Origin of the sequence: Williamsia limnetica (assembly GCF_003217475.1) — a bacterium.
In the GTDB taxonomy this organism is placed as follows: Bacteria; Actinomycetota; Actinomycetes; order Mycobacteriales; family Mycobacteriaceae; genus Williamsia; species Williamsia limnetica.
This window is the reverse complement of the sequence record NZ_QJSP01000020.1, coordinates 58,025-83,091: the sequence shown is the minus strand read 5'-3', so window position 1 is coordinate 83,091 and position 25,067 is coordinate 58,025. Positions and strand designations below refer to the sequence as shown.

The window sequence follows — 25,067 nt, the reverse complement described above, 5'->3', positions numbered from 1 at the left end:
TCAAGTCACACTATAGAAACATCGGCACAATAGAAACATGTACAGAGATATTGCGCAGCAAGTTGGCGTTCTTTTCTTGCGGGATGCGCGCGTCGAGTAACTTTATGGCCCATCTAGTAAGTTGTGCTTCAATGTGGGAGACTCAGCTCACACCCCCTGCTCCACGCCTCGCCGGCCCCGCGAGGCGTTTTTGCCATTCCGCCCTGACTCGCAACCCGGAGGAACGCCATGTTCTCGAAAGTCCTCGTCGCCAACCGCGGAGAGATCGCGGTCCGCGCATTTCGCGCTGCAGTCGAACTGGGAGCATCAACCGTCGCGGTCTTCCCGTATGAGGATCGCAACTCGGCGCACCGCGCGAAGGCTTTCGAGGCTTATCAGATCGGCGACGTGGGGCATCCGGTGCGTGCGTATCTGTCGGTCTCCGAGATCATCGCGGCAGCCAAACGCTCGGGTGCCGACGCGGTGTACCCGGGGTATGGATTCCTCTCGGAGAACGCGGGCCTGGCAGCCGCCTGCGAGGCCGAGGGCATCGTGTTCGTCGGTCCGTCGGCCCAGATCCTCGAATTGACCGGCGACAAGTCCCAGGCCATCGCCGCCGCTCGCGCTGCCGGGCTCCCGGTGCTCGCGTCGTCTGAACCGTCCGACGACGTGGACACGCTGGTGGAGGCGGCCGCCGAGATGCGCTTCCCACTGTTCGTCAAAGCTGTCGCCGGTGGTGGTGGACGCGGGATGCGCCGCGTCGCCGACCCGGCGCTATTGCGCGAATCGATCGAGGCGGCCTCGCGTGAGGCGAAGACCGCGTTCGGTGACGGCACGGTATTTCTCGAGCAGGCGGTCGTCGACCCTCGCCACATCGAGGTACAGATCCTCGCCGACGCCACCGGCGACGTGATCCATCTGTACGAGCGGGACTGCTCCCTGCAGCGCCGGCACCAGAAGGTGGTGGAGGTCGCACCTGCGCCGGGACTGGATCCCGAACTGCGTCAACGCATCTGCGCCGACGCGGTGAAGTTCGCCCGGCACATCGGGTACACCTGCGCCGGTACCGTCGAGTTCCTTCTCGATCCGTACGGCAATTACGTGTTCATCGAGATGAACCCACGCATCCAGGTGGAGCACACCGTCACCGAGGAGATCACCGACGTGGATCTGGTGGGTTCGCAGCTGCGGATCGCCTCCGGTGAGACGCTCGCGGACCTCGGCCTGACCCAGGACTCGATCGAAATCCACGGCGCTGCGATGCAGTGCCGCATCACCACCGAAGACCCGACCGACGGCTTCCGGCCCGACACCGGGCGGGTGACCGCCTACCGCACCCCAGGCGGGTCCGGGGTTCGCCTGGACGGCAGCGTCGGCGTGGGCTCGGAGATCGGCTCGCACTTCGACTCGATGCTGGTGAAACTCACCTGCCGCGGGCGCGACTTCGCCACGGCCTGTGCCCGGTCTCGACGCGCAATCGCCGAATTCCGCGTCCGCGGAGTCGCGACGAACATCCCGTTCCTGCAGGCGGTTCTCGACAATCCCGACTTCCTCGCCTGGAACGTCACGACGACGTTCATCGAAGAACACCCGGAGCTGTTGACGCAGAACGTCTCTGCCGACCGTGGCACCAAGATCCTTCGATACCTGGCAGACATCACCGTCAATCGGCCGCACGGCGAGCGACCGTCGTCGGTCTACGCCATCGACAAGTTGCCCACCATCGATGTCGGTGCCCGGCCGGAACCAGGATCCCGTGATCGGCTGCTCCGGCTGGGTCCGGACGGATTCGCAACCGACCTGCGCGCCGCGTCCGCGCTGGCCGTCACCGACACGACGTTCCGGGACGCGCATCAGTCGCTGTTGGCTACCCGGGTGCGTACGCGCGACCTGGTCACCGTCGCACCGCACGTTGCGCGCATGACCCCGCAACTGCTGTCCGTCGAGGCCTGGGGCGGTGCGACGTACGACGTCGCCCTGCGCTTCCTGCACGAGGATCCGTGGGAGCGCCTCGCCGCGCTGCGCGCCGAGATGCCGAACATCTGCCTGCAGATGCTGCTTCGCGGCCGCAATACCGTCGGGTACACCGCGTACCCCGATCAGGTCACCCACGCGTTCGTCCGCGAGGCAACCGACACCGGAGTCGACATCTTCCGGGTCTTCGACGCACTCAACAACATCGAACAGATGCGACCGGCCATCGACGCCGTCCGAGAGACCGGCACGGCGGTCGCCGAGGTGGCGATGTCGTACACCGGCGATCTCGCCGATCCGCGGGAGACGCTGTACACCCTGGACTACTACCTGCGGCTCGCGGAACAGATGGTCGAGGCGGGCGCACACATCTTGGCCATCAAGGACATGGCCGGGCTGCTGCGCCCGGCGGCGGCCGCAACGCTCGTCAGCGCGCTGCGTTCGCGCTTCGATCTCCCGGTGCACCTGCACACCCATGACACGCCGGGCGGACAGCTCGCGACCTACTACGCGGCCTGGCAGGCCGGCGTCGACGCCGTCGATGGCGCCAGTGCTGCACTCGCCGGCACCACGAGCCAGCCCGCGCTGTCGGCGATCGTCGCCGCGACCGATCACACCGACCGTGCGACCGGACTCGACCTCGCCGCGGTGTGTGACCTCGAACCCTACTGGGCGGCAGTGCGATCGGCGTACGCGCCATTCGAGTCCGGACTGCCGGCACCCACCGGGCGGGTCTACACCCACGAGATCCCGGGAGGCCAACTGTCCAACCTGCGGCAGCAGGCCGACGCCCTCGGGCTGGCCCACCGCTTCGAGGACATCGAGGCGGCTTACGCAGGCGCTGACCGGATCCTTGGCCGGTTGATCAAGGTGACCCCGTCGTCGAAGGTCGTCGGAGATCTGGCTCTGTCGCTGGTAGGTGCCGACGCCACGGCGACGGACTTCGAGGCGGATCCCTCCGGCTACGACATCCCCGCGTCGGTGATCGACTTCCTGCGTGGTGAGCTCGGCGAACCAGCCGGCGGCTGGCCTGAACCACTGCGCTCGCGTGCACTCGCCGGTCGCGCGGAGCCGCGTGCCATCGTTCCGCTGACCGAGGCGGACACCTCGGCACTCGGCGCCGGATCGCGCGAACGGCGGGAAGCCCTGAATCGGTTACTGTTCCCCGGCCCGACAACGGAATTCGAGTCGCATCGAGACAGCTACGGCGACACGTCGCAGCTGTCGACCAATCAGTACTTCTACGGTCTGCGCCAGGACGAAGAGCACCGGGTCCAGCTCGAGAAGGGTGTGGAACTGCTCATCGGCCTCGAGGCGATCTCCGACCCGGACGCCAACGGCATGCGTAACGTCTTGTGCATCCTCAATGGACAGTTGCGGCCCGTCCAAGTGCGGGACCGCAGTATCGAGACGACCGCACGAGCTGCGGAGAAGGCCGACCGTGGCGATCCCGGCCACTTGCCGGCGCCGTTCACCGGTGTGGTGACGCTGTCGGTGAAGGAAGGCGACACCGTCGCCCAGGGTGAGTCGGTGGGTTCGATCGAGGCCATGAAGATGGAAGCGACCATCACCGCCACCAAAGCGGGGGTTGTCACCAGGGTTCCGATCAGCCGGGGCGCCCAGGTCGACGGCGGAGATCTGCTGCTCGTCGTCGGCTGAACAGTCATCAGTCGATTGCCAACGTTTGTAAACGCAAATATGAGGAGTGAGAACACATGGGTGGTCGTTTCGAGGGCAAAGTCGCCTTCATCACGGGAGCTGCACGCGGGCAGGGGCGTTCACACGCCATCCGTCTCGCCGAAGAGGGTGCGGACATCATCGCGGTCGACATCTGTCGGCCGATCGAGAGCGTGACGCCTTTCTATGAGTTGGCGGAGCCCACCGACCTGGCTGAGACCGTGCGCCTGGTCGAGGCTCTGGACAGGCGGATCGTGGCGCGCGAGGTCGACGTCCGCGACCTCACGGCGCTGACCGGTGCTCTTGCCGACGGCGTTGCGGCGCTGGGCGGGCTGGATATCGTGTTGGCCAACGCGGGTATCTTCATCAGTCACGACGCCGACGGGATGCCCGAAGAGGCGTGGCGCGACGTCCTCGACATCAATTTGACCGGCGTCTTCTTCACTGCGCACGCTGCCATCCCGCACCTCAAGAAGCGGGGAGGCGGTGTCATCTTGCTGACCAGTTCCACTGCCGGAATGCAGGGCTACGCGAACGCGCCGCACTACACGGCGAGTAAGCATGGCGTCGTCGGGTTGATGAAGAGTCTCGCGCAGGAACTCGGCCCCTATGGCATCCGGGTCAACACGGTTCACCCGACCGGTGTGGACACCCCGATGATCCAGAACGAGCGGACCTGGGGATTGTTCTCGCCGGATGATCCGAATCCCACCCGCGATGCCGCCGCCGAGGCCATGAAGGTGACCAACCTCCTCCCGGTGCCGTGGATCGACCCACGCGACGTCAGCAACCTCGTGGCCTGGCTGGCCTCCGACGAGGCGCGCTACGTGACGGCCTCGCAGTACTCCGTCGATGCGGGCGCGGTCAACAAGCCGTGATCGCGCACTGACGTTGCTGCTGCACTGCACAAACGAGCCGGAAATACGAAGACGAGCCACCTACAGGTGGCTCGTCTTCGTATAGGTGGATCGTTTGGTTCAGTTCACGAGCGCGGCAGCAACTGTATCCGCGTGGACCGCGGTGTTGCCGAAGAGCAGTTCGCTCGTCTTGGCCCGGCGGAAGTACCTGTGCAGCGGATGTTCCCAGGTGAATCCGATACCGCCGTGGATCTGCACGGACTCCTCGGCCGCGAACGTCGCGGCCCGTGAGGCGAGAACACGGGCCGTCGCGGCAGCGACCACCAGCTCACCGTCACTGCGGGTGTCGGCCTCGGCGGCATCGAGTACCGCGGCCTCGGCGAGTTCGATCGCCACGAGCATGTCGGTGAGCCGGTGTTTGATCGACTGGAATGACCCGATGGCACGACCGAACTGTTGCCGGGTCTTGGCGTAGTCGACGGACATCTCCAGGCAGGCGCGCGCTGCGCCCACCTGTTCGGCGGCGAGTGCGGTGATCGCGATGGCCTGCGCCTTCACGAGACCTGCGGCGAGGTTGTCGCCGCCGATGCGATGGGCCAGTGCACCCGTGAACTCGATCCGCGCGAGCGGCCTCGTGAAGTCGAGGGACTCCCGTGCTGTGCGGACCACACCGCTGACATTGCCGTCGATGATCGCCAGCTCCGGGCCGGACGGTCCCTCGGCGACCACAACCAGCAGGTCAGCGTCCGCCCCGGCAACCACGGCTTCCTGCGCCCCGTCGAGAACGATCGTGTTGTCGGCACCACCGGTCGCCGTGATCGACGTTGTCGCAAACGGGTAACCGGTCACGAGAGCGGCCGTCACGCTGCCGTCTGCGATAGCCGGCAGATGCTGTGCTCGGGCGGCATCCGACGCGGCGTGCAGCAGCGTGAAGCCGGCCAGGATCACCGAGGAGAAGTATGGAGCGTTGCCGAGTGATCGACCCAATTCGGCCATCACCACCGCGGTGTCCTTCAAGGTGAATCCGGCGCCACCGTAGTTCTCCGGGAATGGGACCTCGGTCAAACCCATCTCCAGCAGGGAACCCCAGACATCGTCGCCTGCTGCGGTCCGCGACAGCGACGACCGGAGACTTGATTCGAGATCGCGTTGTTCGACAGTCAATTCGAGAGGCATTGCCGCACTCCTAACGTGGTTCGCGGGGCAGTCCGAGCCCGCGTTCGCCGATGATGTTTCGCTGGATCTCGTCGGAGCCACCCGCGATGCGGTAGCCGGGCGCGCCCAGGAGATGTTCGGTCCAGGCGAAGGTATTCGATTCTCCGGTGTCCGCGAGGATCTTCGGGCCGAGGAACGACGCGGCGGCATCGCCGATGCGCTTGAGGTTCTGGGTCCAGACGAGTTTGCCGATCGAACCCTCCACTCCCGGAACGGCCCCCGACTGCTCGCGCTCGGCGTAACGAGCCACCATCAGTGCCGAGGCGCGCTCGTAGATCGCGGCGTCTGCCAGCTGTTGTCGTACCAGCGGATCGTCGGTGATGCCCAAACTCTTGGCGAGTCGCACCAGATCGGCGCTGTTGCCGCCCGCGCTGACGATGCCTGCGCTTGAATTACGTTCGAAGCCAAGCGTTGTGAGCGCCACCTTCCAACCATCGCCTTCGGCACCGACCCGCATCGTGTCCGGCAGTTCGACGTCGGTGAGGAAGACCTCGTTGAATGTCGACCCGCCGGAACTCTGCCGAATGGGTCGCACATCGACCCCGGGCGCGTCCATCGGCACCATGAAGGCCGTCATTCCGCGGTGTTTGGCCACGGAGGTGTCGGTGCGGGCGATGAGCAGGCCCCACTCGGAGAACTGCGCTCCCGAACTCCAGACCTTCTGCCCGTTGATCCGCCAGGTGTCGCCGGACCTGACTGCTTTGGTCGACAGACCGGCGAGATCGGATCCGGCGCCCGGCTCCGAGAACAGCTGACAGCAGAGGAGATCGGTCCGCAGGAAGGGTTCGACGAACTGCTTTTTCTGATCCTCGGTGCCCAGGACGTGGAGGGTGGGGGCCACCAATTCGACGGTGACGAGCACGGTCTCGTGCCGGTCGGGCGTGTTGTACTGCCGCTCGAGACCGACGTACACCCGTTCGTGGCTGGCGGTCAGTCCTGCGCCACCCCATTCCGGACCCCAGGTGATGGCACCGAAGCCGGCGTCGACCCTCTTCCGCTGCCAAGCGCGGGCAGCGTCGATCAGGGCACGTTCCTCGTCGTGGGTGTGGTTGTGGAAGATCGCGTAGTTCGGGTCTGCAGCAACCGACGATCCGGTCTCACGCCGGTCGAGGTGCTCGTCGAGCCATGCGACGCACTTCTCTGAGAACGCGTCGACGTCGATGACCTGTGCTGCAGCTGATCCGCTGGATCCGGGTGTCGGCGTCATGACTTCTTTCCTTTCGTCATCTCCGCGATCCGGGCCTCGACTGCCTTCTTGGAGTCGGGGTGCTCGGACAGTCGCACGGTGAAGGTCTGTTCGAGTTCGTAGCCGCGTTTGAGGTCGACGTCTTCGCACCCGTTCAATGATTGCTTTGCCAGGGTCAGTGCGTATCGGCTCTTCGCGGCGATGACGCGCGCCCGCGACATCGCGACCTCGAGAAGGTCGTCGTGAGGTACCACGTCGAGCGGCGCACCCCAGCTTCTCAGGGTCTGGGCATCGACGGGTTCGGCGGTGAAGAACATCCGGCGCATCGCCTGTTGCGGAAGCATTCTGGCGGTGAAGCGGCCGCCGCCGAGCACACCGACTCCCATCTCCGGCAGACCGAACGTGGCCCGGTCGGAGGCGACCACGATGTCGCTGAGAGATGCCAGGGCAAGTCCGCTGCCGAGCGCCGGCCCGTTGATGGCTGCGATGACGGGTAGCGCACAGTCGTAGAGGCCGAAGAGCGCGCGTCGCACGCCGCGCATCTCGACGTCGCCACTGACCGCATCCATCACCCGGAAGCTTCCGAGATCATTGCCCGCACAGAAGATCCGGCCGCGGCCGGTGAGCACGATGGCACGGATGTCCTGGTTGTCGGACAACGTGTCGAATACTTCTGCGATCTCGTCGTACATCTGGGTGTCGATCGCGTTCACCTTGCCGCGGGCCAGCTCGACGAGTGCGATACCCGGTTCCGGCTCGGTGACGACGAGGTGTTCGATGCCAGGCGTCTGAACAGTCATTCGGCCCCTATTTCTCGTGTGTTGCGGCGAACGTCATCGTCGCCATCTGCGGTGGAAGAGCATCCCGGTCGCGGGTCCAGTCGCGCAGTGCGAACTTCTGTACCTTGCCGCTGGCCGTCTTCGGCAGCGAATCGACGACGAAAACGCTCTCCGGGATCTTTTGGACGGCGATCTCGCGTTCGAGAAGAAATGAGTGGACTTCTCCGAGCGTGAGGTCGCTGTGATCGCGGGTCACCACGAACGCACATCCGCGTTCACCGGTTCGAGGGTCCGGGCCGGCGACGACAGCGACCTCGACGACAGCGGGGTGTTCGCTGAGCTGATTCTCGACATCGTGGGCACTGATCTTCTCGCCCGACCGGTTGATGATGTCCTTGATCCGACCGACGATGTGGATTGCGCCGCTGCTGTCGAACCGGCCGAGATCGCCGGTCCGGAAGAATCCGTCAGCAGTGAAAGCCGCTGCGTTGAGAGCGGACTCGAGGTAGCCGAGAAAGGTGTCCGGGCCACGCCACATGATCTCGCCGACCTCGCCGACCTGTGCGAGACCGCCGTTACCACCTGCCACCACCAATTCGGTCGGGCCCATCGGCCGTCCGTCGGTGCTGATCCGGAGGTAGAGAGGGTCCCAGCGATCGGCGGTACTGACCGACGGACCCTCGGTGGCGCCATACATCCGCACCACCGTCCCGAGACGATCGGTGGCTGCTGCGGTGAGTGCGTCCGGGATGTCGGCGCCGCCACAAACGATGTACCGGATCGAGGGTGTGGGTGTGCCGGTTGATTCGGAGACATCGAGCAGCCCACGCAGAAACGGGGTGGAGAAGATCATGAAGCTGCAATGCTCGTCGACGATGCGCTGGAGTGCGACCGCTGGATCCCAGGCGTCCTGCAGGACAACGGGTGCGCCGAGTACGAAGGGGAGGATCAATGCGCAGTTGATGCCGGTGACATGCGTGACGGGTGAGGGGTTGAAGATCACGTCGGTCTCGTTGAGGCTGAACCAGTCGATCATCGACCGGTTCTCGTAGACCAGGGTGTTGTGACTGTGCAGGGCCCCTTTGGGATCTGCGGTGGTGCCGGAGGTGTACAGCAGCAGGCAGACGTCGTCAGCTGCCGGCGGCGCGATGGCCCTTGTCTGGTTGACCATCTGGGTACTGACCGAGTCCATGAGGTCGGCCCAGGTGACGGCGAGACCGCCGGCCGAGGTCTCTCCGAGCGAGATGATCCATTCGAGGTCCGGAAGTTCTGCGGCGAGGTCCCGATACATCTCGTCGACGTCGACACCGCGGAGTTCGGCGGCAATGAACACGACTTTGGCACGCGACTGGCCGAGGATGAACCGCAACTCCCGTGACCGGTAGATCGGCACAATTGGGTTGGCGACGGCGCCCAGCTTCATGACGGCCTGGAAGACGATGACGGCCTCGGCGCAGTTGGGAAGCTGAAAGGACACCACGTCGTCCGCGGTGACCCCGCGGGCGCGCAGAGCAGCCGCCAGCCGGGTTGCCTGCAGGTCGATGTCGGCGAACGTGAGCCGGCGGTCGCCGTCGGCCACCGCGGTCGCCATCGGATAGCGCTGGGCTGCACGGGTCAGAAAGTGGCCGATCGGGTGATCGGTCCAGTGTCCGCCGTCGCGAAATGATTGTGCCAGTTCGGGTTTCGGTGGCCGCGTTGGCAACATCGCTACCTCCTGTGCCGCGCTGGGTACTTTGCTGACATTGGCTACAGTATCTAATTTCGCTAACTATGTACAGACTTGATCCACGTCACAGTTCGGATGGGTACTGTTGGGCGCAATGCCAGAACGCTGGAAGTGTTGTCAGCGTACGAGCCGAACGCGCTGGTGACCACACAGCGCCAGCTGATCGCCATGGGGGAGATATGACCGCAGAAGACACAGTAGGGCCGCGTATACGCGGACAGAAGATGTCCGCGAAAATCGCGAACGTCATCGCGGATCAGATCCTCACCGGCGGCATCGTGGTCGGTCAGCGGCTTCCGACCGAGAAAGAGATGGTGGCCGAGCACGGGGTCGCCCGCACGACGGTCCGCGAGGCGCTGCGTCTGCTCGAGAGTCGGGACCTGGTGACCATCAAGTCCGGCATCGGCGGTGGCCCGGTCGCCAAGCGGCCCGAGCTCGAATCGCTGGGGAACACGATGAAGCTGTTCCTGCAGATCGACAGCGCCAACATCAGCGACGTGATCGACGTCCGGTTGATGCTGGAGCCCATCGTGGCCCGCGCTGCCGCGGAGAACGTCACGGACGAGCAGATCGAGGTCATGCAGACCGCGCTCGACAGGATGCGTGAAGATCCGGGCGACTACGCGAACTTCCAGGAGAACAACGCGGTCTTTCAGCGGTGCGTGTACGAGGCGGCCGGCAATCCCGCACTGAAGATCGTCATGGAGACGCTGTGGTTACTGGTGCGCGACGCCGAACCCAATGAGCATCCGATGGCCACCAGGCTGGCCGCGGTGGAGATGCAGCAGGACGTCCTCGATGCGATGCGTGCTCGTGACGCCGCGGCGACCGCGAAGACGATGAGCGCGTTCAATGAGGAGTCGGCCAAGTACTACCGCAGGCGGCTGGCGGACATCATCTCCCAGCCGGTGCACTGGCAGCTGTAGGGCCTGCCCTGAAAACCGGTACGTAGCGGCTCGACGAGGGGTATTTACCCTCCGGCCTCTTTTGTTGGCCGGTTTTCAGGGTGAGATGCGCGTGTCGAGCGTTCGGCTGACCTCGCAGCGTGCAGGGAACATTCGCCGGTGTGGGTCACTCCTATCCCCGAAAGCCACACACCAGCGAGGAGAACATCATGGCCACCGAGTACTACGACACCAACGCCGACGGAATCGTCGACACGGCACTCACCGACACCGATGGTGACGGCATCGCGAACTACGAGGAGTACGACACCGACGGCGACGGCATGGCCGACGAGATGCATGAGGACGCCAACAACGACGGCTACATCGACACCGTGCATGTCGACACCGACGGGGACGGTTACTACGACACCACGGTCGTCGGCTGATCCGAAGCCGGGCACTACCCCTGACGAGACGAAGACCCACCGACTCCCGGTGGGTCTTCGTCGTTGATCGGACCCCCGGCGACGACAGATGCGCGGTAGTCCGAGGGATATGCTCGGCAACGCAACTGACTCCGCCGAAGGATGAACATTATGAGCGACTTTGACGTGTTGAGCAGGGCCGGCGTCGACGAGGCGGTCTTCGATCTGCGCCCGGACTACCGCGCCCTGTTGATCGCGGTTGATGGATTGGTCCCCGGTCCCAGTGACGACACGAGTGAAGCGTTGCTGCAGGAGGCGGAGGAGTCCGCGCGTCTCGCCCTGGCCCAGTATCCGGTGGAAGAGTTGCCGCACATGGCTTCCTGGCGTGAGGCGTATCGCGCGTTCGGAGCAAAACCCCAGCGCACCCGTAACAGCGCGGAGGCGTTGCTCCGGCGTGCCGAGTCCGGGCTGCCGCGCGTGAACCGGCTGACCGACGTCTACAACGCGATCTCGGTCATCCATCAGATCCCGCTCGGGGGTGAGGATCTGGGCCGCTATCGCGGCGCCCCTCGGCTGATCCGCGCAGATGGCAGCGAGCAGTTCGACACCACCGCCGCCGGCGAAGACGTGACCGAACACCCCACCGCCGGTGAGGTGGTGTGGTGCGACGACATCGGCGTGACCTGCCGGCGGTGGAACTGGCGTCAAGGTCGGCGTACCCAATTGAACGACGCCACGACCACTGCGTTGTTCATTCTCGATGCGCTCGACCCGATGACCGACGACGAACTGCACCTGGTTGGGGATGAACTCGTTCGCAACCTTCTACCGCTGGGGCCCGAGGTGCAGACGCATCGACGACTCATCGTTGCCGGCAGGGGTGCTGCGAACGACGAATGAGCGATGCCTACGGCGCTGGTCGGGACCCTTTCGCTAGACGATCGCAGGCAGTCGGACGACCTGCCCGGCGTAAGCCAACCCCGCTCCGAAACCGAGCAGCATTGCGGTGTCTCCAGGCCGGGCCTGGCCGGAACGGATGACCTGTTCCATCGCCATGGGGATCGATGCTGCGCTGGTGTTGCCGGTCTCGACGATGTCCCGAGCGACCGCGACCGAGTCGGGCATATGCAGCACCCGGATCAGGGCGTCAGTGATACGACTGTTGGCCTGATGCGGTATGAACGCGTCCAGGTCATCGACAGTGAGGCCGGACTTGTCCAGGACGTCCCGTCCCGCCTTGTCCAAAAAGGTCGCAGCCCAACGGAATACGGCCTGGCCCTTCATGCGGATATACGGACGCTCCGCTGCTGCACCACCGTCCGCGGCAACCGCGACCTCAGCGAAGTACTCTTGAAAGTCTTTGTCCTGCTTGATCGCATCGGTTTGACTTCCATCGGAACCCCATGCGGTCGGACCGATACCCTCTGAGTCCGATGGGCCCACCACAACCGCACCTGCGCCATCGGCAAAGATGAACGCGCAGGTCCTGTCGGTGGGATCGAGAAGGTCGGACAACCGCTCCACCCCGATCACCAGCACATGCCGCGCCTGGCCTGCCCGTACAAGGCCTGCTGCGTTGCCCAGGGCGTAACAGAATCCGGCGCAGCCTGCAGAGATGTCGTAGGCGGCGGTGTCATGCATCCCCAGTTCCGTTGCGACGACCGCTCCGGCAGACGGTCCCAGCACCATCTGCGAGGACGTCGCGAGAACAACCGCGTCGATCTGATCGGCGGCCAAGCCGGACGCGGCAAGCGCATCGGCGGCAGCGGCCACGCTCATCGAGACGATTGTCTCGTCGGCCCCGGCCCACCGACGAGACTCGATGCCAGAACGCGACCGGATCCATTCGTCAGTGGAGTCGATCTGGTCGACCAGTTCTGAGTTGGGTACAACACGACGTGGCCGGTACACCCCGAGGCCTAGAAGTGCGGCATGGGCGACGGGTGGAGCAGTAGCGATGTGTGCTGGCACGGGTTCCTTGTCGACATAGTTGATCGGATCTCTTCGATCTAACATGAACCAATTGGTCCACGCAACGACCCGTCCCTGGTTACTGCGCGACCCTATGTGTGCGCGATCAGGTCATGGCCCCGATGGCGTCCTCGAGGGTGGGGTAGAGGGTCAGTGTCTGGTCGAGACCGACCAGGCGGATCGGTCGCGCGGTGGATGGGCCGTCTGCCACGACTCCGAGCTTGCCGGCCGGGGCGATCGCCTCGTGCGCTGCGACCAGCGCAGACATGCCCGCGGAGGCCAGGAATTCGGTGGTCGACAGGTCGATGATCAGGCCTCGTGGTTCGCCGGTGAGAGCGTTGTCGACTGCCTCGGACAGCTGCGGTGCGGTCAGGACATCGACGCTGCCCTGCACTGTCACGATGACCAGTTGGTCACGTTCGACGGTCACCACGGTCAACGCTGCAGTGCCGGCGATCTGCCCACCGCCGATGACGACGGAGTCGTTGTCTTCTGTGCGCACAGGCGGGCTTCCCTTCACAGTTGTCTACAGGTCACCGCCCGGGCAATGAATGCCACCGCGAGCGAAGGCGGCATCGTTTCTACCGGCACGGTCCATCTTGTCATGAGCTCCATGAGCCGTGTTATGGCTGACCGTGCTCAGGTCCCGAGCGGCCTTCCGCCCAGGTCAGAGGAGTCGGGCCAGTCGCTTCTTCTTGAGGTTGGTCCGGACGATCCACTCGACGTCCGGGTCTGTGTTGTCGAGGGCCTTGAACTCGGCCAGTGCTGTCGGGTCGGCGGCCACTGCAACGCTCCAGCAATATCCGAGGCTTTGACGCAGAGACCGTGCTGCCGCGGAGCGCCGCGCGGTGCCGGGTAGGGCGACCAATACCGCCGTCGCGTGCCGACATACGTCGATGGCAATGGCGGCTGCCTCAGGTGAGCGCAGCAGCCGCGGTTCGCATATGGCCGCGGCGGCAGCGCGGGCCATCAGGGGTTCTGGGTCGCCGGCCCAGTCCAGTACGACCGACTGCACGGCGGGTAGATCGGTGTCGGCTGCTTCTTGGATGCCGATCACCACGCCTTCGCGAACCCGCCACCGTTCATCGACAGCGAGTACCCGGAGCTTCGCCCGCACCTCAGGGTCGACGACCTGCGCGCCCAGACAGACAGCGCCGCAGAGCATCTGGTATTCGTCATCGCTTGCCAGAAGTTGATCAACCATGCCCGGATCGGCGAGGTGCGCCAATGCGGTGGCCAATGATGTGTTTGCTCGCGGGCCAGGTAGGCCCGAGTTCGAGTCCAGAAACGCGAGCCACTCGCTGCGGTCCAGTTGCTGCAACTGTGCTGCCCACTGCTCTACCGACCTCGACACATCGGCAGAATACGGGCTGGTCGTCGGCGAGAGGTCACGAGGTCGCCCCGCTATTCGTTGCTTCCGTTCATCGATTGAGCTTGCAGCATCCGCTCGACAGCGGTGACGACCGATTGCCGGCGAGCGGCGATGTCATGACCGCTGCCTGGATTCTCATCGAGTCCGGTGAGTCCCTGTGGTGAGAGCTGCCAGGCCTGCGCGATGGCGTAGATGAAGACCAGGACGTCGACGGCCGACAACGGTTGCGCCGCGGCCGTTGCGACGGCGAGCGCCTTGTTCCGATAGACCTCGCTCGGCTCAGCGGTGGCCTCGGGCCGCTCGAGCTGAGCCCACATACTCAGCCGGAGTATTTCGGGGAAGCGCTGATGATGGTCGAACACGTCACCGGCCCAGCCGGCAAGGTCATCGGGGCGCGGTGGGACGTCCTCGGCCATGCGGCGCAACGCCTCCGCCAGAGCTGCATCGAACAGACCGCTCTTGCCGCCGTAGTACGCGTAGATCATCCGAACGTTGCTCTGCGCCTTGGTGGCGATCCGCTCGACCCGCCCACCCGCATATCCGTGTGCGGCGAACTCGTCGGTGGCAGCAGCGAGGATCCGCTCTCTGGTGGCTTCGGCGTCGCGGGCCATCGTCTTTCTCCTGCTTTGAATTGACGGGTTTTGCTGTCAGGGCTACCTTACAAGTAAGTATCCATTTACTTAACTGACCAGGAGGCGTCATGACCCGTGTAGCCCTAGTGACAGGCGCCAACCGCGGACTCGGAGCAGCCACCGCACTGGCTTTGGCCGAGCGCAAGATCAAAGTCGTCGCGGCCTCTCGAGGCGGTGCAGGCGAGGTCGTGGACGACATCGTCCAATCGGGCGGCGAGGCGATCGCGGTCCAGATGGATGTGGCCGACCTCTCCTCGATCGAGGACGCTCGCGTCGCTGTGCTCGCCGGCATCAGACAGGAATGGGACGCAGGCACCATCAACGTGCTGGTCAACAACGCCGGGGTGGGCCTGTTCGCGCCGCTCGGCGACATCACGGCGGAAGACTTCGACGCCACCTTCGCGGTCAACGTCCGTGGTCCACTGTTCGTCACGCAAGCCTTCTTGCCCCACCTGTCGGACGGGGCAAGCATCGTGAACGTGTCGAGTTCGCTCAGTCGACACGTCAGCCCGGCGACCTCCGTCTATGCGGCGTCGAAGAAGGCCCTCGAAGCGCTGACCCGCAGCCTTGCTCTCGAACTGGGGCCGCGAGGCATTCGGATCAATTCGATCGCCCCCGGCCCGACCGCGACCGACTTCAACGGTGGAGCCATGCGCGACAGCGAAGCCATGCGCGCGGCACTCTCCGGACAGACCGCTCTCGGGCGCGTGGGCGACCCGACTGACATCGCCGACGCGATCTCAGCCCTCGTCTCTCATGAGCTCCGCTGGGCGACGGGTGAGCGCATCGAGATTTCCGGCGGTGTGTTGTTGTGACTGCGCACGCGCGGGGCGTGCGGGGCGGACTTACCAGGCTTGCGCGACCCACAAAGGCATGTCCGGGTTGTCTGGGAACACTCCGAGCACCACGTACCCGTTCCGGTGGGCGGCGGCTTCGGAGATCACCTGTTGGCCGGTGACATTGCTCCACGTGCGGCCTTTGTCCGGTCGGTAGTAACTACCGCCTGCGTATTTGGAATCGCTGTCCAACGTCACCCGCCAGTGGTCGTTGCCCAGCACGGCATTGATCACATTGCCCGCACCGACCTGGGCGGCGGCCACCGTCTCCTCATGTGTGAGCGTGATGACCCAGATCCCCTGAGTTTCCCGCACGGTCACGGCCGTGGCCGGCGCTGTGCCCACCGCCAGGCCGCCACCCACGCCGATCGTCGCGGCGACAGCAACACCGGCAACCAAGCTCTTGAATCGACCACTCATCAAAGTTCCTCCCCTGAAGTGTGAGATTACGATAGCAAATAGATACTGCGAGTATCGGCTCGGCCCTGCGTTGCTTGACCTTCACCGTCACAGTGGTCGCTGAAACTCACGCGATCAAGGTGTTCTGCCGACGCCAGATCAGCCAACGGCCTGATCGGCGGATGAAGATGTAGAGCGCATTCATTTCCGGCGGGTTCCCTACCTCGAAATCCTGCTGGGTCGACCAAGCGTTCTTGCCGGCCGTGATGACGTCGGGGGCCAGCAGTGCAATGTCGGTGAGTTGGTAATACGCGGTGGCATCGCGCAGGAAACCTGCGGCCAGACCCTCGCGTGTCGCCTCGTCGATGGCCGGACGCCCCGTGAGCCTCACACCGCGGGCGTTCACGATGATGGCGTCCTCGGCCAAGTGAACGTTCATGAGGTCGGCGTCGTTGCGATTGAATCCGGCCTGTACGTCTTCGATGATTGCTCGGATGCTGTTGAGGTCAGACGTCTTCGGCGTCGTCGCTGCTGAGTTCTGGGTCATCGCAGGAGCGTAGGACCTCAAGTTGACTTGAAGTCAATGGCCGGGAGTTCTACACCCTCGAATGCCAAGAGCCGCACACCTTTGCAGGTGTGCGGCTCTTGGTGTGGAACGTCTAGATCAGATCAGGCGTCTGCGCCGACGATAAAGGCTTCGAGCTGGGTGCGCGCGACGTCGTCGGCGAGCTGCTCGGGCGGGCTCTTCATCAGGTAGGCCGAGGCGGGGAGGATGGGTCCACCGATGCCACGGTCCTTGGCGATCTTGGCTGCACGCACGGCGTCGATGATGATGCCGGCCGAGTTGGGGGAGTCCCAGACCTCGAGCTTGTACTCGAGGCTCAGCGGCACGTCGCCGAAGGCGCGGCCTTCGAGGCGGACGTAGGCCCACTTGCGGTCGTCGAGCCATGCGACGTGATCGGACGGGCCGATGTGCACGTTCTTGTCGTCGATCTTGCCCGACAGCGAACCGGTCAGGTTGGACGTCACGGCCTGGGTCTTGGAGACCTTCTTGGACTCCAGACGCTCACGCTCGAGCATGTTCTTGAAGTCCATGTTGCCGCCGACGTTCAGCTGGTAAGTGCGGTCCAGGGTGACGCCGCGGTCTTCGAACAGCTTTGCCATGACGCGGTGGGTGATGGTGGCACCGACCTGGCTCTTGATGTCGTCTCCGACGATCGGCACGCCGGCGTCGGCGAACTTCTTGGCCCACACGGGGTCGCTGGCGATGAAGACCGGGAGTGCGTTGACGAACGCGACGTTCGCGTCGATGGCGCACTGCGCGTAGAACTTGTCGGCCTGCTCGGATCCGACGGGCAGGTACGAGACGAGCACATCGACCTTGGCGTCCTTCAGGGTCTGGACGACGTCGGCGCCCTCGCCATCGGCCTCGGTGATGGTCTCGCGGTAGTACTTGCCGAGTCCGTCGAGGGTGTGCCCACGCTGGACGGTGACCCCGGTCGGCGGCACGTCAGCGATCTTGATGGTGTTGTTCTCGCTGGAGAAGATGGCGTCGGAGAGGTCGAATCCGACCTTCTTGGCATCCACGTCGAACGCGGCGACGAACTGCACGTCGCGAACGTGGTACTGGCCGAACTTCACGTGCATGAGGCCGGGAACGACTGCGTTCTCATCGGCATCCTGGTAGTACTGCACGCCCTGGACCAGGGATGAGGCGCAGTTTCCCACGCCAACAATCGCCACGCGAACTGAATTGGTGTTGTCACCCATGGTCGGGTTCCCCTTCTTTGTGTGGTGTAACTGAGGTTGTTTCGGGTTCTGCATGGACCGTCTCGGTCGGAAGTGGGCCGGGGTTTCTCGACACTGCTGTCGGGTCCTCGACTCGCTCCGATCCCTCGGCGGCGATGAGCTCGTTGAGCCAGCGGACTTCACGTTCACTGGATTCGAGACTCAGTTGATGGAGCTGCTTCGTGTAGCGATCGACTGTGCGGTTCGAGCGTCCAACTGCTTCACGGAGACCTTCGCGGCGCTCTTCCACCTGCCGGCGACGACCCTCGAGAATGCGCATCCGCGCCTCTGCGGGGGTCCGGCTGAAGAATGCGAGATGCACTCCGAAGCCGTCGTCGGTGTAGTTCTGAGGACCCGTGTCCGCGACCAGTTCTGCGAACCGTTCACGACCCTTGGGGGTCAGCGCATAGACGCGACGAGCGCGTCGTTTGAGCGTTCCCGTGGGGGCCGCATCCTCAGCGATCAAACCGTCGGCCTGCATACGTCGCAGCGACGGGTACAGCGATCCATACGAAAACGCCCGGAACGCCCCGAGCAGACCGGTGAGCCGCTTACGCAACTCATAGCCGTGCATCGGGGACTCGAGGAGCAAGCCGAGTACTGCGAGTTCGAGCATCGGGATTACACCTCCATTCAACGTGTTGCAGAAACCTGTGTGCCAAACAGTACACCCGAATGTATCGCGCCGATATAACCGGGTCGGAAACTGCGTCTGAACTGCGGTGATCGGAAACGTTTCCGCCACACAGCGCTGAGATGACCTCCGTGGACCGTGCCGAACCGGGCGTCCGGTCGGACAACCGCAGACATGGGTTTCGCCGTGCCACGTACTCTTGACGAGTGCGATTGCAGCGACAGGTGGTGGACTACGCGTTACAGCGCAAGTCTCGGCTGGCCGAGGTGTACTCCGGACGTACCGGGGTCGCCGAAGTCTGCGACGCCAGCCCCTATCTGCTGCGTGCGGCCAAGTTTCACGGTCGACCGTCCGCCACGCGGTGCCCGATCTGCAGAAAAGAGCAGGTCACCATCGTGTCGTGGGTGTTCGGCGAGAAACTCGGGCAGGTGTCGGGATCAGCCCGGACGACCGAGGAGATCCTGCACCTGGCAGTGAGCCAGGAGGAGTTCTCGGTACATGTGGTGGAGGTGTGCCGGACGTGTAGCTGGAACCATTTGGTCCAGTCGTACGTATCTGGACTGCCGCCACGGCCACGCGTGCGACGTAGTCGCCGGGTGGCCGGTGGACGCGTGGCAAACAATTCAGCCGGTGGGTCCGCGCAAGTGGACATCGCCGGTGGCCCGGAAGTACTGGGTACCGAAGGTATGGAGAAGTATCTGTGAACAGTGGCCCTGACGGACCGAACAGGTCCAGTTGGACCTCGGAGCACGACGGCGGACGTCCCGCTTCGGCTGGCCGGACCCCGGTCCAGAAGAAGCGACGCATCCACAAGGTCATCGCCTGGATCATCGGCCTCGGCGGCGCATTGCTGCCGGGGTTCGTCCTGGTGATGGCGGCAGTGTTCCTGTTCACCTACGCAGACCTGTCCGTGCCCGCACCCGGCGACATCAAGCAGAGCCAGATCGCGACGGTGGTCGATTCGCGCGGCGGCGAGATCGCGAAGATCGTGCCGCCGGAGGGCAACCGTACCGACGTCCCGATCGAAGAGATCCCTCTCGTACTGCAGCAGGCGGTCATCGCCGCCGAGGACCGCGAGTTCGAGGAGAACGCCGGGTTCTCGATCAGCGGTTACGGTCGCGCCGCGCTCGGCAAGATCACCGGCCGCGAGGACGCGGGCGGTGGCTCGACGATCACCCAGCAGTACGTCAAGAACGTGCTGACCGGCGACGAGGCCAGCTACCAGCGCAAGTTCCGCGAGCTCGCGATCTCCACCAAGATGGCCAATGAGTGGTCGAAGCAGGACATCTTGGCCGCCTACCTGAACACCATCTACTTCGGTCGCGGCGCCTACGGTGTCTCGGCTGCCTCCAAGGCGTACTTCAACAAAGACATCCGCGACATCACCTTGCCCGAGGCCGCGGTGTTGGCGAGTTCGATCCGGTCGCCCTCGTACTACGATCCCGCGACCAATCTGCAGGCAGCGGAGGGTCGGTGGAGCTACGTCCTCGACGGAATGGTCACCACCGGCGCCATCACCGAGGAAGAAGCTGCGGCTCAGCAGTATCCGAAGGTCGTCGACCAGCAGGCAGAGACCGGGGATCCGGCGAGCAACGGACCCAACGGTCTGATCAAGCGACAGGTGCTGGCGGAGTTGGGCACCCTGAACATCTCGGAGGAGGAGATCCGCACCGGCGGGCTCCGCGTCACGACGACGATCGATCCGCAGGTCCAGAACGCCAACGTCAGCAGCGCCAACGACTTACGTGAGGGCGAACCGAACGACATCCGCACGGCGGTGGTCTCGATCGATCCACGCACAGGTGGCGTCAAGGGTTACTTCGGCGGCAACGACGGCAACGGTTACGACTACGCGCAGGCCGACCTGCAGACCGGGTCGTCGTTCAAGGTCTTCGCGCTCGTCGCCGCCCTCGAGCAGGGCATCCCGTTGTCCAAGAACTACAGCTCAGCGCCCTTCGAGGGTGCGGGTGGATTCACCGTCAACAACTCCGACGGCGAATCATGTGGCAGCTGCAACCTGGCCACCGCGATGAAGATGTCGCTGAACACCGTCTACTACCGGCTGATGATGGACCTCAACGGCGGACCCAACGCAGTCGCGGAAGCGGCCCACCGCGCGGGTATCCCCGAGGTCTCCAACAGTGGGGTCAAGACCCTGCAGAACCCGGACGGCGGCGTCGAGGGTGGTGTGGTTCTCGGACAGTACGATTCGCGGGTCATCGACATGGCCTCGGCTTACGGCACCCTGGCCGCGTCGGGCATGTTCCATTCACCGCACTTCGTGCAGAAGGTCGAGAACTCCAAGGGCGAGGTGCTGTATGAGCGCACCGACAACCAGGGTGAGCGCCGGCTCCCTGCCGAGGTCGCCGACAACACCACCGCGGCACTGGAACCGATCGCGGCGTACTCCAACGGCAACGCCCTCGACGGGGGCGAGCGCCCGTCGGCGTCGAAGACCGGAACCACCCAGCTCGGGGACACAGGCCTGAACAAGGATGCCTGGATGGTCGGTTACACCCCGCAGCTGTCGACGGCGGTGTGGGTCGGTACCGACAAGGGTGGTGCGCTGAAGAACTACAGCGGCGCAACCATCTACGGCTCAGGATTGCCCGCGCAGATCTGGCGTACGGCGATGAACCGTGCGCTCGACGGCCAGCCGATCGAGAGCTTCCCTGAGCCCACGGAAATCGGTGGCGTCGCCGGCGTGCCCTACGAGGCGCCGCCCGAGACCTACACCACCACCACAGCCAGGCCGCCGTCCACGACGACCGCTCCGCCGACCACGACGACCCCGCCGGGCGTGACCCTGGCGCCGGGTGTGGTGATACCGCTGCCGGGGCAGGCGAATCCAGATCCGGACACCGAGACGGAGACCGAACCGACGCTGCCTGCAGAAGAGGGCGGCCCGGGCCGCGGTAGCCCGTAGGCGCTGTCCGTGACAACTGAGGGGGATTCGGACAGCGGAGTCGAGGCCCGAGACGATGGGCCCCGCGCCGAGCAGACGCCGACCACGGATTCTCTGAACCTGTTCGCGTCGCCGTCGGAGTACGCGGCCGATCGGCGCGAGGCGAGTACGCGGGTGCTGCCGAGTCGCAGCGACCCCGTAGTGGCCCCGGGCAGCATGGTGATCGGCGGCCCTGTCGGGCTGCACGCTGTGGTCGGCCGCAGTCCCGGCTGGACCCCGATCCGCGTGATCCTGCTGATCGCCCTCGTGTTCATGGCCCTCGGCTGGTTCGCGAAAGCCGGCTGCCTGCAGCAGGCTCCGGACAAGAACACCAAGGTGCTCGGTCTTGACTGGGACAACCACCGTCAGTACACGGCAATGTGTTACGCCGACACCATCCCCCTCTACAGCGCCGAGAAGCTGAACGAGGGGGCACTGCCGTACAAGGCGTCGTGGTTCCAGGATGACGGCACCGGCGGGCAAGAGCAGCGATTCATGGAGTATCCCGTCGCGACGGGCATGTTCATGTACGCCGCCGCGCAGACGGCGCAGGGGTGGGCGTGGGCACACGAGAACTGGGGTGTACCTGCGGCTCTCGACGTCGTGCTGTTCTTCAATCTGGTCGCACTCGGTCTCGCCCTGTGCTGGTTGGTCACCATCTGGGCCACCGCGCTCACCGCGCAGCGTCGGGTATGGGCGGCGGCTCTGGCTGCCGCATCACCGTTGGTGATCGTGCACATCTTCACGAACTTCGACGCCATCGCCACCGCCGCGCTGGCCGTGGCGATGTTGGCCTGGTCACGTCGAAACCCTTGGCTGACGGGACTTTTCCTCGGGATCGGGATGGCGGCGAAGCTCTATCCGGGGTTGTTGCTGATCCCTTTGCTGGTGCTGTGCCTACGGGCGGGCAAGGTCCGCGACTTCGGGATCGCCGCTGTCATGACCGCCGCCACCTGGCTGGTCATCAACCTGCCGATCATGGTGCTCTATCCCCGCGGCTGGTCAGAGTTCTTCCGGTACAACTCCGAACGCGGCACCGACCCCGATACCCTCTTCAACGTCATCTCGGCAGTATCCGGGTATGAGTGGGGCAATCAGCCCGGGCAGGCGCCGTCGCTGCTCAATGCGATCAGCATGGGCTTGTTCATCCTGGTGTGTCTCGTCGTGGTGTTCATCGGGTTCCACGCCCCGATGCGCCCGCGCCTGGCGCAGCTGATGTTCTTGACCGTCGCAGGGTTTCTGCTCGTGAACAAGGTCTGGAGTCCGCAATACTCGCTGTGGTTGGTGCCGTTGGCGGTGCTGGCGCTGCCACACACTCGTATCTTGTTGGCGTGGATGGTGATCGATTCGCTCGTGTGGGTGCCGCGCATGATGTGGTACCTGTTCCAGGAGACCGGTGACGGACTGCCGGAGCAGTGGTTCCTCACGGCGGTGGTGATCCGCGACATCGCGGTGATCGCGCTGTGCGCGTTGGTGATCTGGCAGATCTACCATCCGACCGAGGACTTGGTCCGGCGGGGCAGCGGCTGGCGGAGATTGTCCGCAGACGATCCCGGCGGCGGTGTTCTCGATCTCGCCCCCGATCGGATGCCGTGGCCGCGGCGCACACCCGCGGTCCGCCATCGCGACGACGACGCGGCCACGGGACCACTACTTCTCGAGGATTCCTAGCTCCAGGCGCCTGAGTTCAGCTCAGACGTTGCAGGAGCTTCGCCCGGGCAGCGGGCCAGTCGTCGTCGGTCATCGCGAACTGCGCTGTGGTCCGCCATTCACCGCCGGCCAACGGCTTGTGTTTGCGCAGCAGACCTTCGAAGGTCGCGCCCAGTTTGGCGATCCCCGCCCGCGACTGCGCGTTGCGCTCGTCGGTGTGCCACACCACGCGTACCGCGCCCAGCTCTTCGAACGCGTGCCGGAGCAGGAGCAACTTCGCGTCGGGATTGACGGTGGTGCCCTGCACCGAGGCCGAGTACCAGGTGTAACCGACGGCCAGCGCTCGATTCGTCGGACTGACGTCGTAGAAGCTGGTCGAGCCGACGATCCGGTCCGTCACCGAGTCGACGACGGCGAAGGCGACCCGATCGGGGGTGTCGAGGGCGGTCTGGATGTAGTCACGGGCGTCCTGCTCGTCGGCGGGAACAGTCGTCCAACGGAACTTCTCCGGGGCGTCGACGGCTGTGGCCAGGGCGGCCGCGTCCGAGAGTTCCAAGGGGCGCAAAGTAACTCGCGTACCGGACAGGACAGGGGCGCTCAACCAGTTCATGCCGGTACGGTAGCGCTCCGTGGCCCGGCCGTCGAGGGTATTTCAGGCGGTACTCGCAGCCCCGCGCCCACGAAATGATAGATCAGGAACGCCAGGCACAGTGCGTGCGACCACACGCCGAGCTGTACGCCACCCATGACCCACCAGGTCATGTCGTCGCCGCGGGTGAGGATCCCGAACATCCGGAAGATGGTGAGGTCCAGGGCGAGGTCGCCGATCAGGTACAGCAGGATCACGCGCCAGTCGACTTTGAGCAGAACGAAGAACGGCAGGATCCAGAGGGTGTACTGCGGTGAATGCACCTTGTGGAACAGCATGAACCCGGCCAGCATCGCGGCGCTGACGCCGATCCAGGGAAAGACGTTGCCGCGCTGCCAGTGCCGTAGACCGAACCAGACCGCCAACGCCAGTGAGGCGATGATCAGCAGTGGCGAGGCGACCCCGACGATGGAGTTGTAGAGGCTGGGATCGTCGCTGGGTCCGCTGCCGGTGAAATGCCGTAGACCCCAGTACCAGATGGAGTTCGTGTCGACATCGGCCTTGCGCTTGCCCTGGAACGACAGGGACGCCTGCCAGCCCTCGAACCCGGCGATCATGAACGGCAATTGGACCGCGAGCACCGTCGCGACCGCGACACCGGCCACCGCACCTGCGCCCGCCCAGTCGAGGCGGACCCGGGAGTCGCCGCCGCGTCCGCTGTCGTCGCTCGCGCCTGCTCCCGGGGCGAGTCCGCGGGTGAGCACGAAGATGGCCAGCGGGAGGACGAACAGGCCGGGATAGATCTTGAGCGAAAACCCGATCGAGAGGATGAACGATGCCCAGAGCGCACTGGTACGCAACGACATCCACGGTCGGCCTGTGCGGGTGTTGATGCGGGAGCCCAGCACCATGACCGCCACCGCGCCGACCGAGGTCGCGACGACGGGGAGTTCCCAGTTGTGGAACGCATAGAGGATCAGCGGCGGGGTCGCGGCCCAGAGCAGCACCCACCAGCGCGCCAGCAGGGCGAGCAGGATGACGATGAGCACCCCGAACGGCGCGAGCAGAAGTGCTGACTGGGTCAGGAAGTCGATGTCGGTGTGAGCGCCGCTGGCGCCGATGTACATCAGCAGACCGGACAGCACCGGGTACTCGACCACGCCGCCGTAGAGCACGCCGTTGTCGTCGATCCCGCCGTGGATGAACGGGAAGATGTGGTTGTTGATGTCGCGGCCGACCCATAGGAACTGCAGATCCGAGTAACAGGGCATCACGATCTCGCCCGAACCCACGGGCCAGACGGAACTGCGGCCGAACTCGTCGAACGGCGCTCCGCCACACGTCGCCTTGCCCAGGTAGCTCAGCCACATGAAGAAGGAACTGATCAGCAGCGAGATCAGCAGGATCAGGACCAGTTCGCCGCGTCCTGCGCTGATGCGGGTCCGCCACGAAGCAGCCTGGCCGGAGGGCTCGTCGGGGGTCGCATGTTCCCACGTCGAAGCGCGGGGCGGCGATGGCATGGGCTACAGAGTAAGGGCGGGTATCAG

General features: G+C 64.8%; 22 protein-coding genes and 1 pseudogene. 9 read left to right on the top strand and 14 right to left on the bottom strand.

The genetic code is table 11. From position 1 onward, the window contains the following. Positions 1–228: 228 nt before the first annotated feature. Positions 229–3,612, top strand: a complete 3,384-nt coding sequence (locus DFR67_RS25760) for a pyruvate carboxylase (protein ID WP_110472323.1) — start codon at positions 229–231, stop codon at positions 3,610–3,612. A 56-nt stretch (positions 3,613–3,668) separates the two neighbouring features. Continuing rightward, on the top strand, positions 3,669–4,508 hold the full coding sequence (locus DFR67_RS25755; RefSeq protein WP_110472322.1) for a mycofactocin-coupled SDR family oxidoreductase: 840 nt from the start codon (positions 3,669–3,671) through the stop codon (positions 4,506–4,508). Between the two features lie 99 nt (positions 4,509–4,607). On the opposite strand, the gene DFR67_RS25750 is transcribed toward DFR67_RS25755, so the two are convergent. The 4 genes from DFR67_RS25750 to DFR67_RS25735 are packed head-to-tail and all read right to left on the bottom strand — an operon-like array spanning position 4,608 to position 9,372. Next, complete coding sequence (locus tag DFR67_RS25750; RefSeq protein ID WP_110472321.1) at positions 4,608–5,663, bottom strand: acyl-CoA dehydrogenase family protein; 1,056 nt, start codon at positions 5,661–5,663, stop codon at positions 4,608–4,610. A 10-nt stretch (positions 5,664–5,673) separates the two neighbouring features. After that, on the bottom strand, positions 5,674–6,909 hold the full coding sequence (locus DFR67_RS25745; RefSeq protein ID WP_110472320.1) for an acyl-CoA dehydrogenase family protein: 1,236 nt from the start codon (positions 6,907–6,909) through the stop codon (positions 5,674–5,676). Then, the gene (locus tag DFR67_RS25740) at positions 6,906–7,688 is read right to left on the bottom strand and encodes an enoyl-CoA hydratase-related protein (RefSeq protein WP_110472319.1); all 783 of its coding nucleotides are present in this window, start codon (positions 7,686–7,688) and stop codon (positions 6,906–6,908) included. The genes DFR67_RS25745 and DFR67_RS25740 overlap by 4 nt, the downstream gene beginning before the upstream one ends. A 7-nt stretch (positions 7,689–7,695) precedes the next feature. Beyond that, positions 7,696–9,372 (bottom strand): AMP-binding protein, encoded by a 1,677-nt coding sequence (locus tag DFR67_RS25735; protein ID WP_110472318.1) that lies wholly within the window; start codon positions 9,370–9,372, stop codon positions 7,696–7,698. 200 nt (positions 9,373–9,572) lie between these two features. Here DFR67_RS25735 and DFR67_RS25730 point away from each other — a divergent pair, with 200 nt between their 5' ends. The 3 genes from DFR67_RS25730 (at position 9,573) to DFR67_RS25720 (ending at position 11,605) form a co-directional block, all read left to right on the top strand. Further along, positions 9,573–10,319 (top strand): FadR/GntR family transcriptional regulator, encoded by a 747-nt coding sequence (locus DFR67_RS25730; protein WP_110472317.1) that lies wholly within the window; start codon positions 9,573–9,575, stop codon positions 10,317–10,319. Between the two features lie 188 nt (positions 10,320–10,507). Beyond that, complete coding sequence (locus tag DFR67_RS25725) at positions 10,508–10,726, top strand: hypothetical protein (RefSeq protein ID WP_084837773.1); 219 nt, start codon at positions 10,508–10,510, stop codon at positions 10,724–10,726. Positions 10,727–10,876: 150 nt separating this feature from the next. Then, a complete protein-coding gene (locus DFR67_RS25720; RefSeq protein ID WP_211325163.1) occupies positions 10,877–11,605 on the top strand; it encodes a B3/B4 domain-containing protein in 729 nt (242 codons plus the stop codon). Between the two features lie 33 nt (positions 11,606–11,638). Here DFR67_RS25720 and DFR67_RS25715 read toward each other — a convergent pair whose 3' ends face one another. From DFR67_RS25715 to DFR67_RS25700, 4 genes are all read right to left on the bottom strand, one after another. Next, positions 11,639–12,676, bottom strand: a complete 1,038-nt coding sequence (locus DFR67_RS25715) for a beta-ketoacyl-ACP synthase III (protein ID WP_110472355.1) — start codon at positions 12,674–12,676, stop codon at positions 11,639–11,641. A 106-nt stretch (positions 12,677–12,782) separates the two neighbouring features. Beyond that, the gene (locus DFR67_RS25710; RefSeq protein ID WP_110472354.1) at positions 12,783–13,178 is read right to left on the bottom strand and encodes an STAS domain-containing protein; all 396 of its coding nucleotides are present in this window, start codon (positions 13,176–13,178) and stop codon (positions 12,783–12,785) included. A 165-nt stretch (positions 13,179–13,343) separates the two neighbouring features. After that, entirely contained in the window at positions 13,344–14,030 is a 687-nt protein-coding gene (locus tag DFR67_RS25705; RefSeq protein WP_170135283.1) for a HEAT repeat domain-containing protein, read from the bottom strand. A 50-nt stretch (positions 14,031–14,080) separates the two neighbouring features. Further along, positions 14,081–14,659, bottom strand: coding sequence for a TetR/AcrR family transcriptional regulator (locus tag DFR67_RS25700; protein WP_110472315.1), 579 nt, complete (start codon positions 14,657–14,659; stop codon positions 14,081–14,083). 89 nt (positions 14,660–14,748) lie between these two features. Between DFR67_RS25700 and DFR67_RS25695 the strand changes: the two genes are divergently transcribed. Further along, positions 14,749–15,495, top strand: a complete 747-nt coding sequence (locus DFR67_RS25695; RefSeq protein WP_110472314.1) for an SDR family NAD(P)-dependent oxidoreductase — start codon at positions 14,749–14,751, stop codon at positions 15,493–15,495. 30 nt (positions 15,496–15,525) lie between these two features. Here DFR67_RS25695 and DFR67_RS25690 read toward each other — a convergent pair whose 3' ends face one another. From DFR67_RS25690 to DFR67_RS25675, 4 genes are all read right to left on the bottom strand, one after another. Further along, the gene (locus DFR67_RS25690; protein ID WP_110472313.1) at positions 15,526–15,936 is read right to left on the bottom strand and encodes a hypothetical protein; all 411 of its coding nucleotides are present in this window, start codon (positions 15,934–15,936) and stop codon (positions 15,526–15,528) included. A gap of 106 nt (positions 15,937–16,042) precedes the next feature. Continuing rightward, the gene (locus DFR67_RS25685; RefSeq protein ID WP_110472312.1) at positions 16,043–16,462 is read right to left on the bottom strand and encodes a YybH family protein; all 420 of its coding nucleotides are present in this window, start codon (positions 16,460–16,462) and stop codon (positions 16,043–16,045) included. Between the two features lie 122 nt (positions 16,463–16,584). After that, positions 16,585–17,685 (bottom strand): inositol-3-phosphate synthase, encoded by a 1,101-nt coding sequence (locus DFR67_RS25680; protein WP_084837771.1) that lies wholly within the window; start codon positions 17,683–17,685, stop codon positions 16,585–16,587. Continuing rightward, a complete protein-coding gene (locus tag DFR67_RS25675) occupies positions 17,678–18,319 on the bottom strand; it encodes a PadR family transcriptional regulator (protein WP_110472311.1) in 642 nt (213 codons plus the stop codon). Before DFR67_RS25675 ends, DFR67_RS25680 begins: the two co-directional genes overlap by 8 nt. 230 nt (positions 18,320–18,549) lie before the next feature. Between DFR67_RS25675 and DFR67_RS25670 the strand changes: the two are divergent. The 3 genes and pseudogenes from DFR67_RS25670 to DFR67_RS25660 form a co-directional block, all read left to right on the top strand. After that, positions 18,550–18,939, top strand: a pseudogene (locus tag DFR67_RS25670) (DUF5318 family protein); the annotation flags it as partial. A gap of 269 nt (positions 18,940–19,208) precedes the next feature. Continuing rightward, positions 19,209–21,263, top strand: coding sequence for a transglycosylase domain-containing protein (locus DFR67_RS25665; protein WP_110472352.1), 2,055 nt, complete (start codon positions 19,209–19,211; stop codon positions 21,261–21,263). A gap of 93 nt (positions 21,264–21,356) precedes the next feature. Beyond that, on the top strand, positions 21,357–22,952 hold the full coding sequence (locus DFR67_RS25660; RefSeq protein ID WP_110472351.1) for a glycosyltransferase family 87 protein: 1,596 nt from the start codon (positions 21,357–21,359) through the stop codon (positions 22,950–22,952). A gap of 16 nt (positions 22,953–22,968) precedes the next feature. On the opposite strand, the gene DFR67_RS25655 is transcribed toward DFR67_RS25660, so the two are convergent. Next, positions 22,969–23,541, bottom strand: a complete 573-nt coding sequence (locus DFR67_RS25655) for a GNAT family N-acetyltransferase (protein ID WP_110472309.1) — start codon at positions 23,539–23,541, stop codon at positions 22,969–22,971. After that, positions 23,538–25,040, bottom strand: coding sequence for a glycosyltransferase 87 family protein (locus DFR67_RS25650; protein WP_110472308.1), 1,503 nt, complete (start codon positions 25,038–25,040; stop codon positions 23,538–23,540). The genes DFR67_RS25655 and DFR67_RS25650 overlap by 4 nt, the downstream gene beginning before the upstream one ends. Positions 25,041–25,067 lie beyond the last annotated feature (27 nt).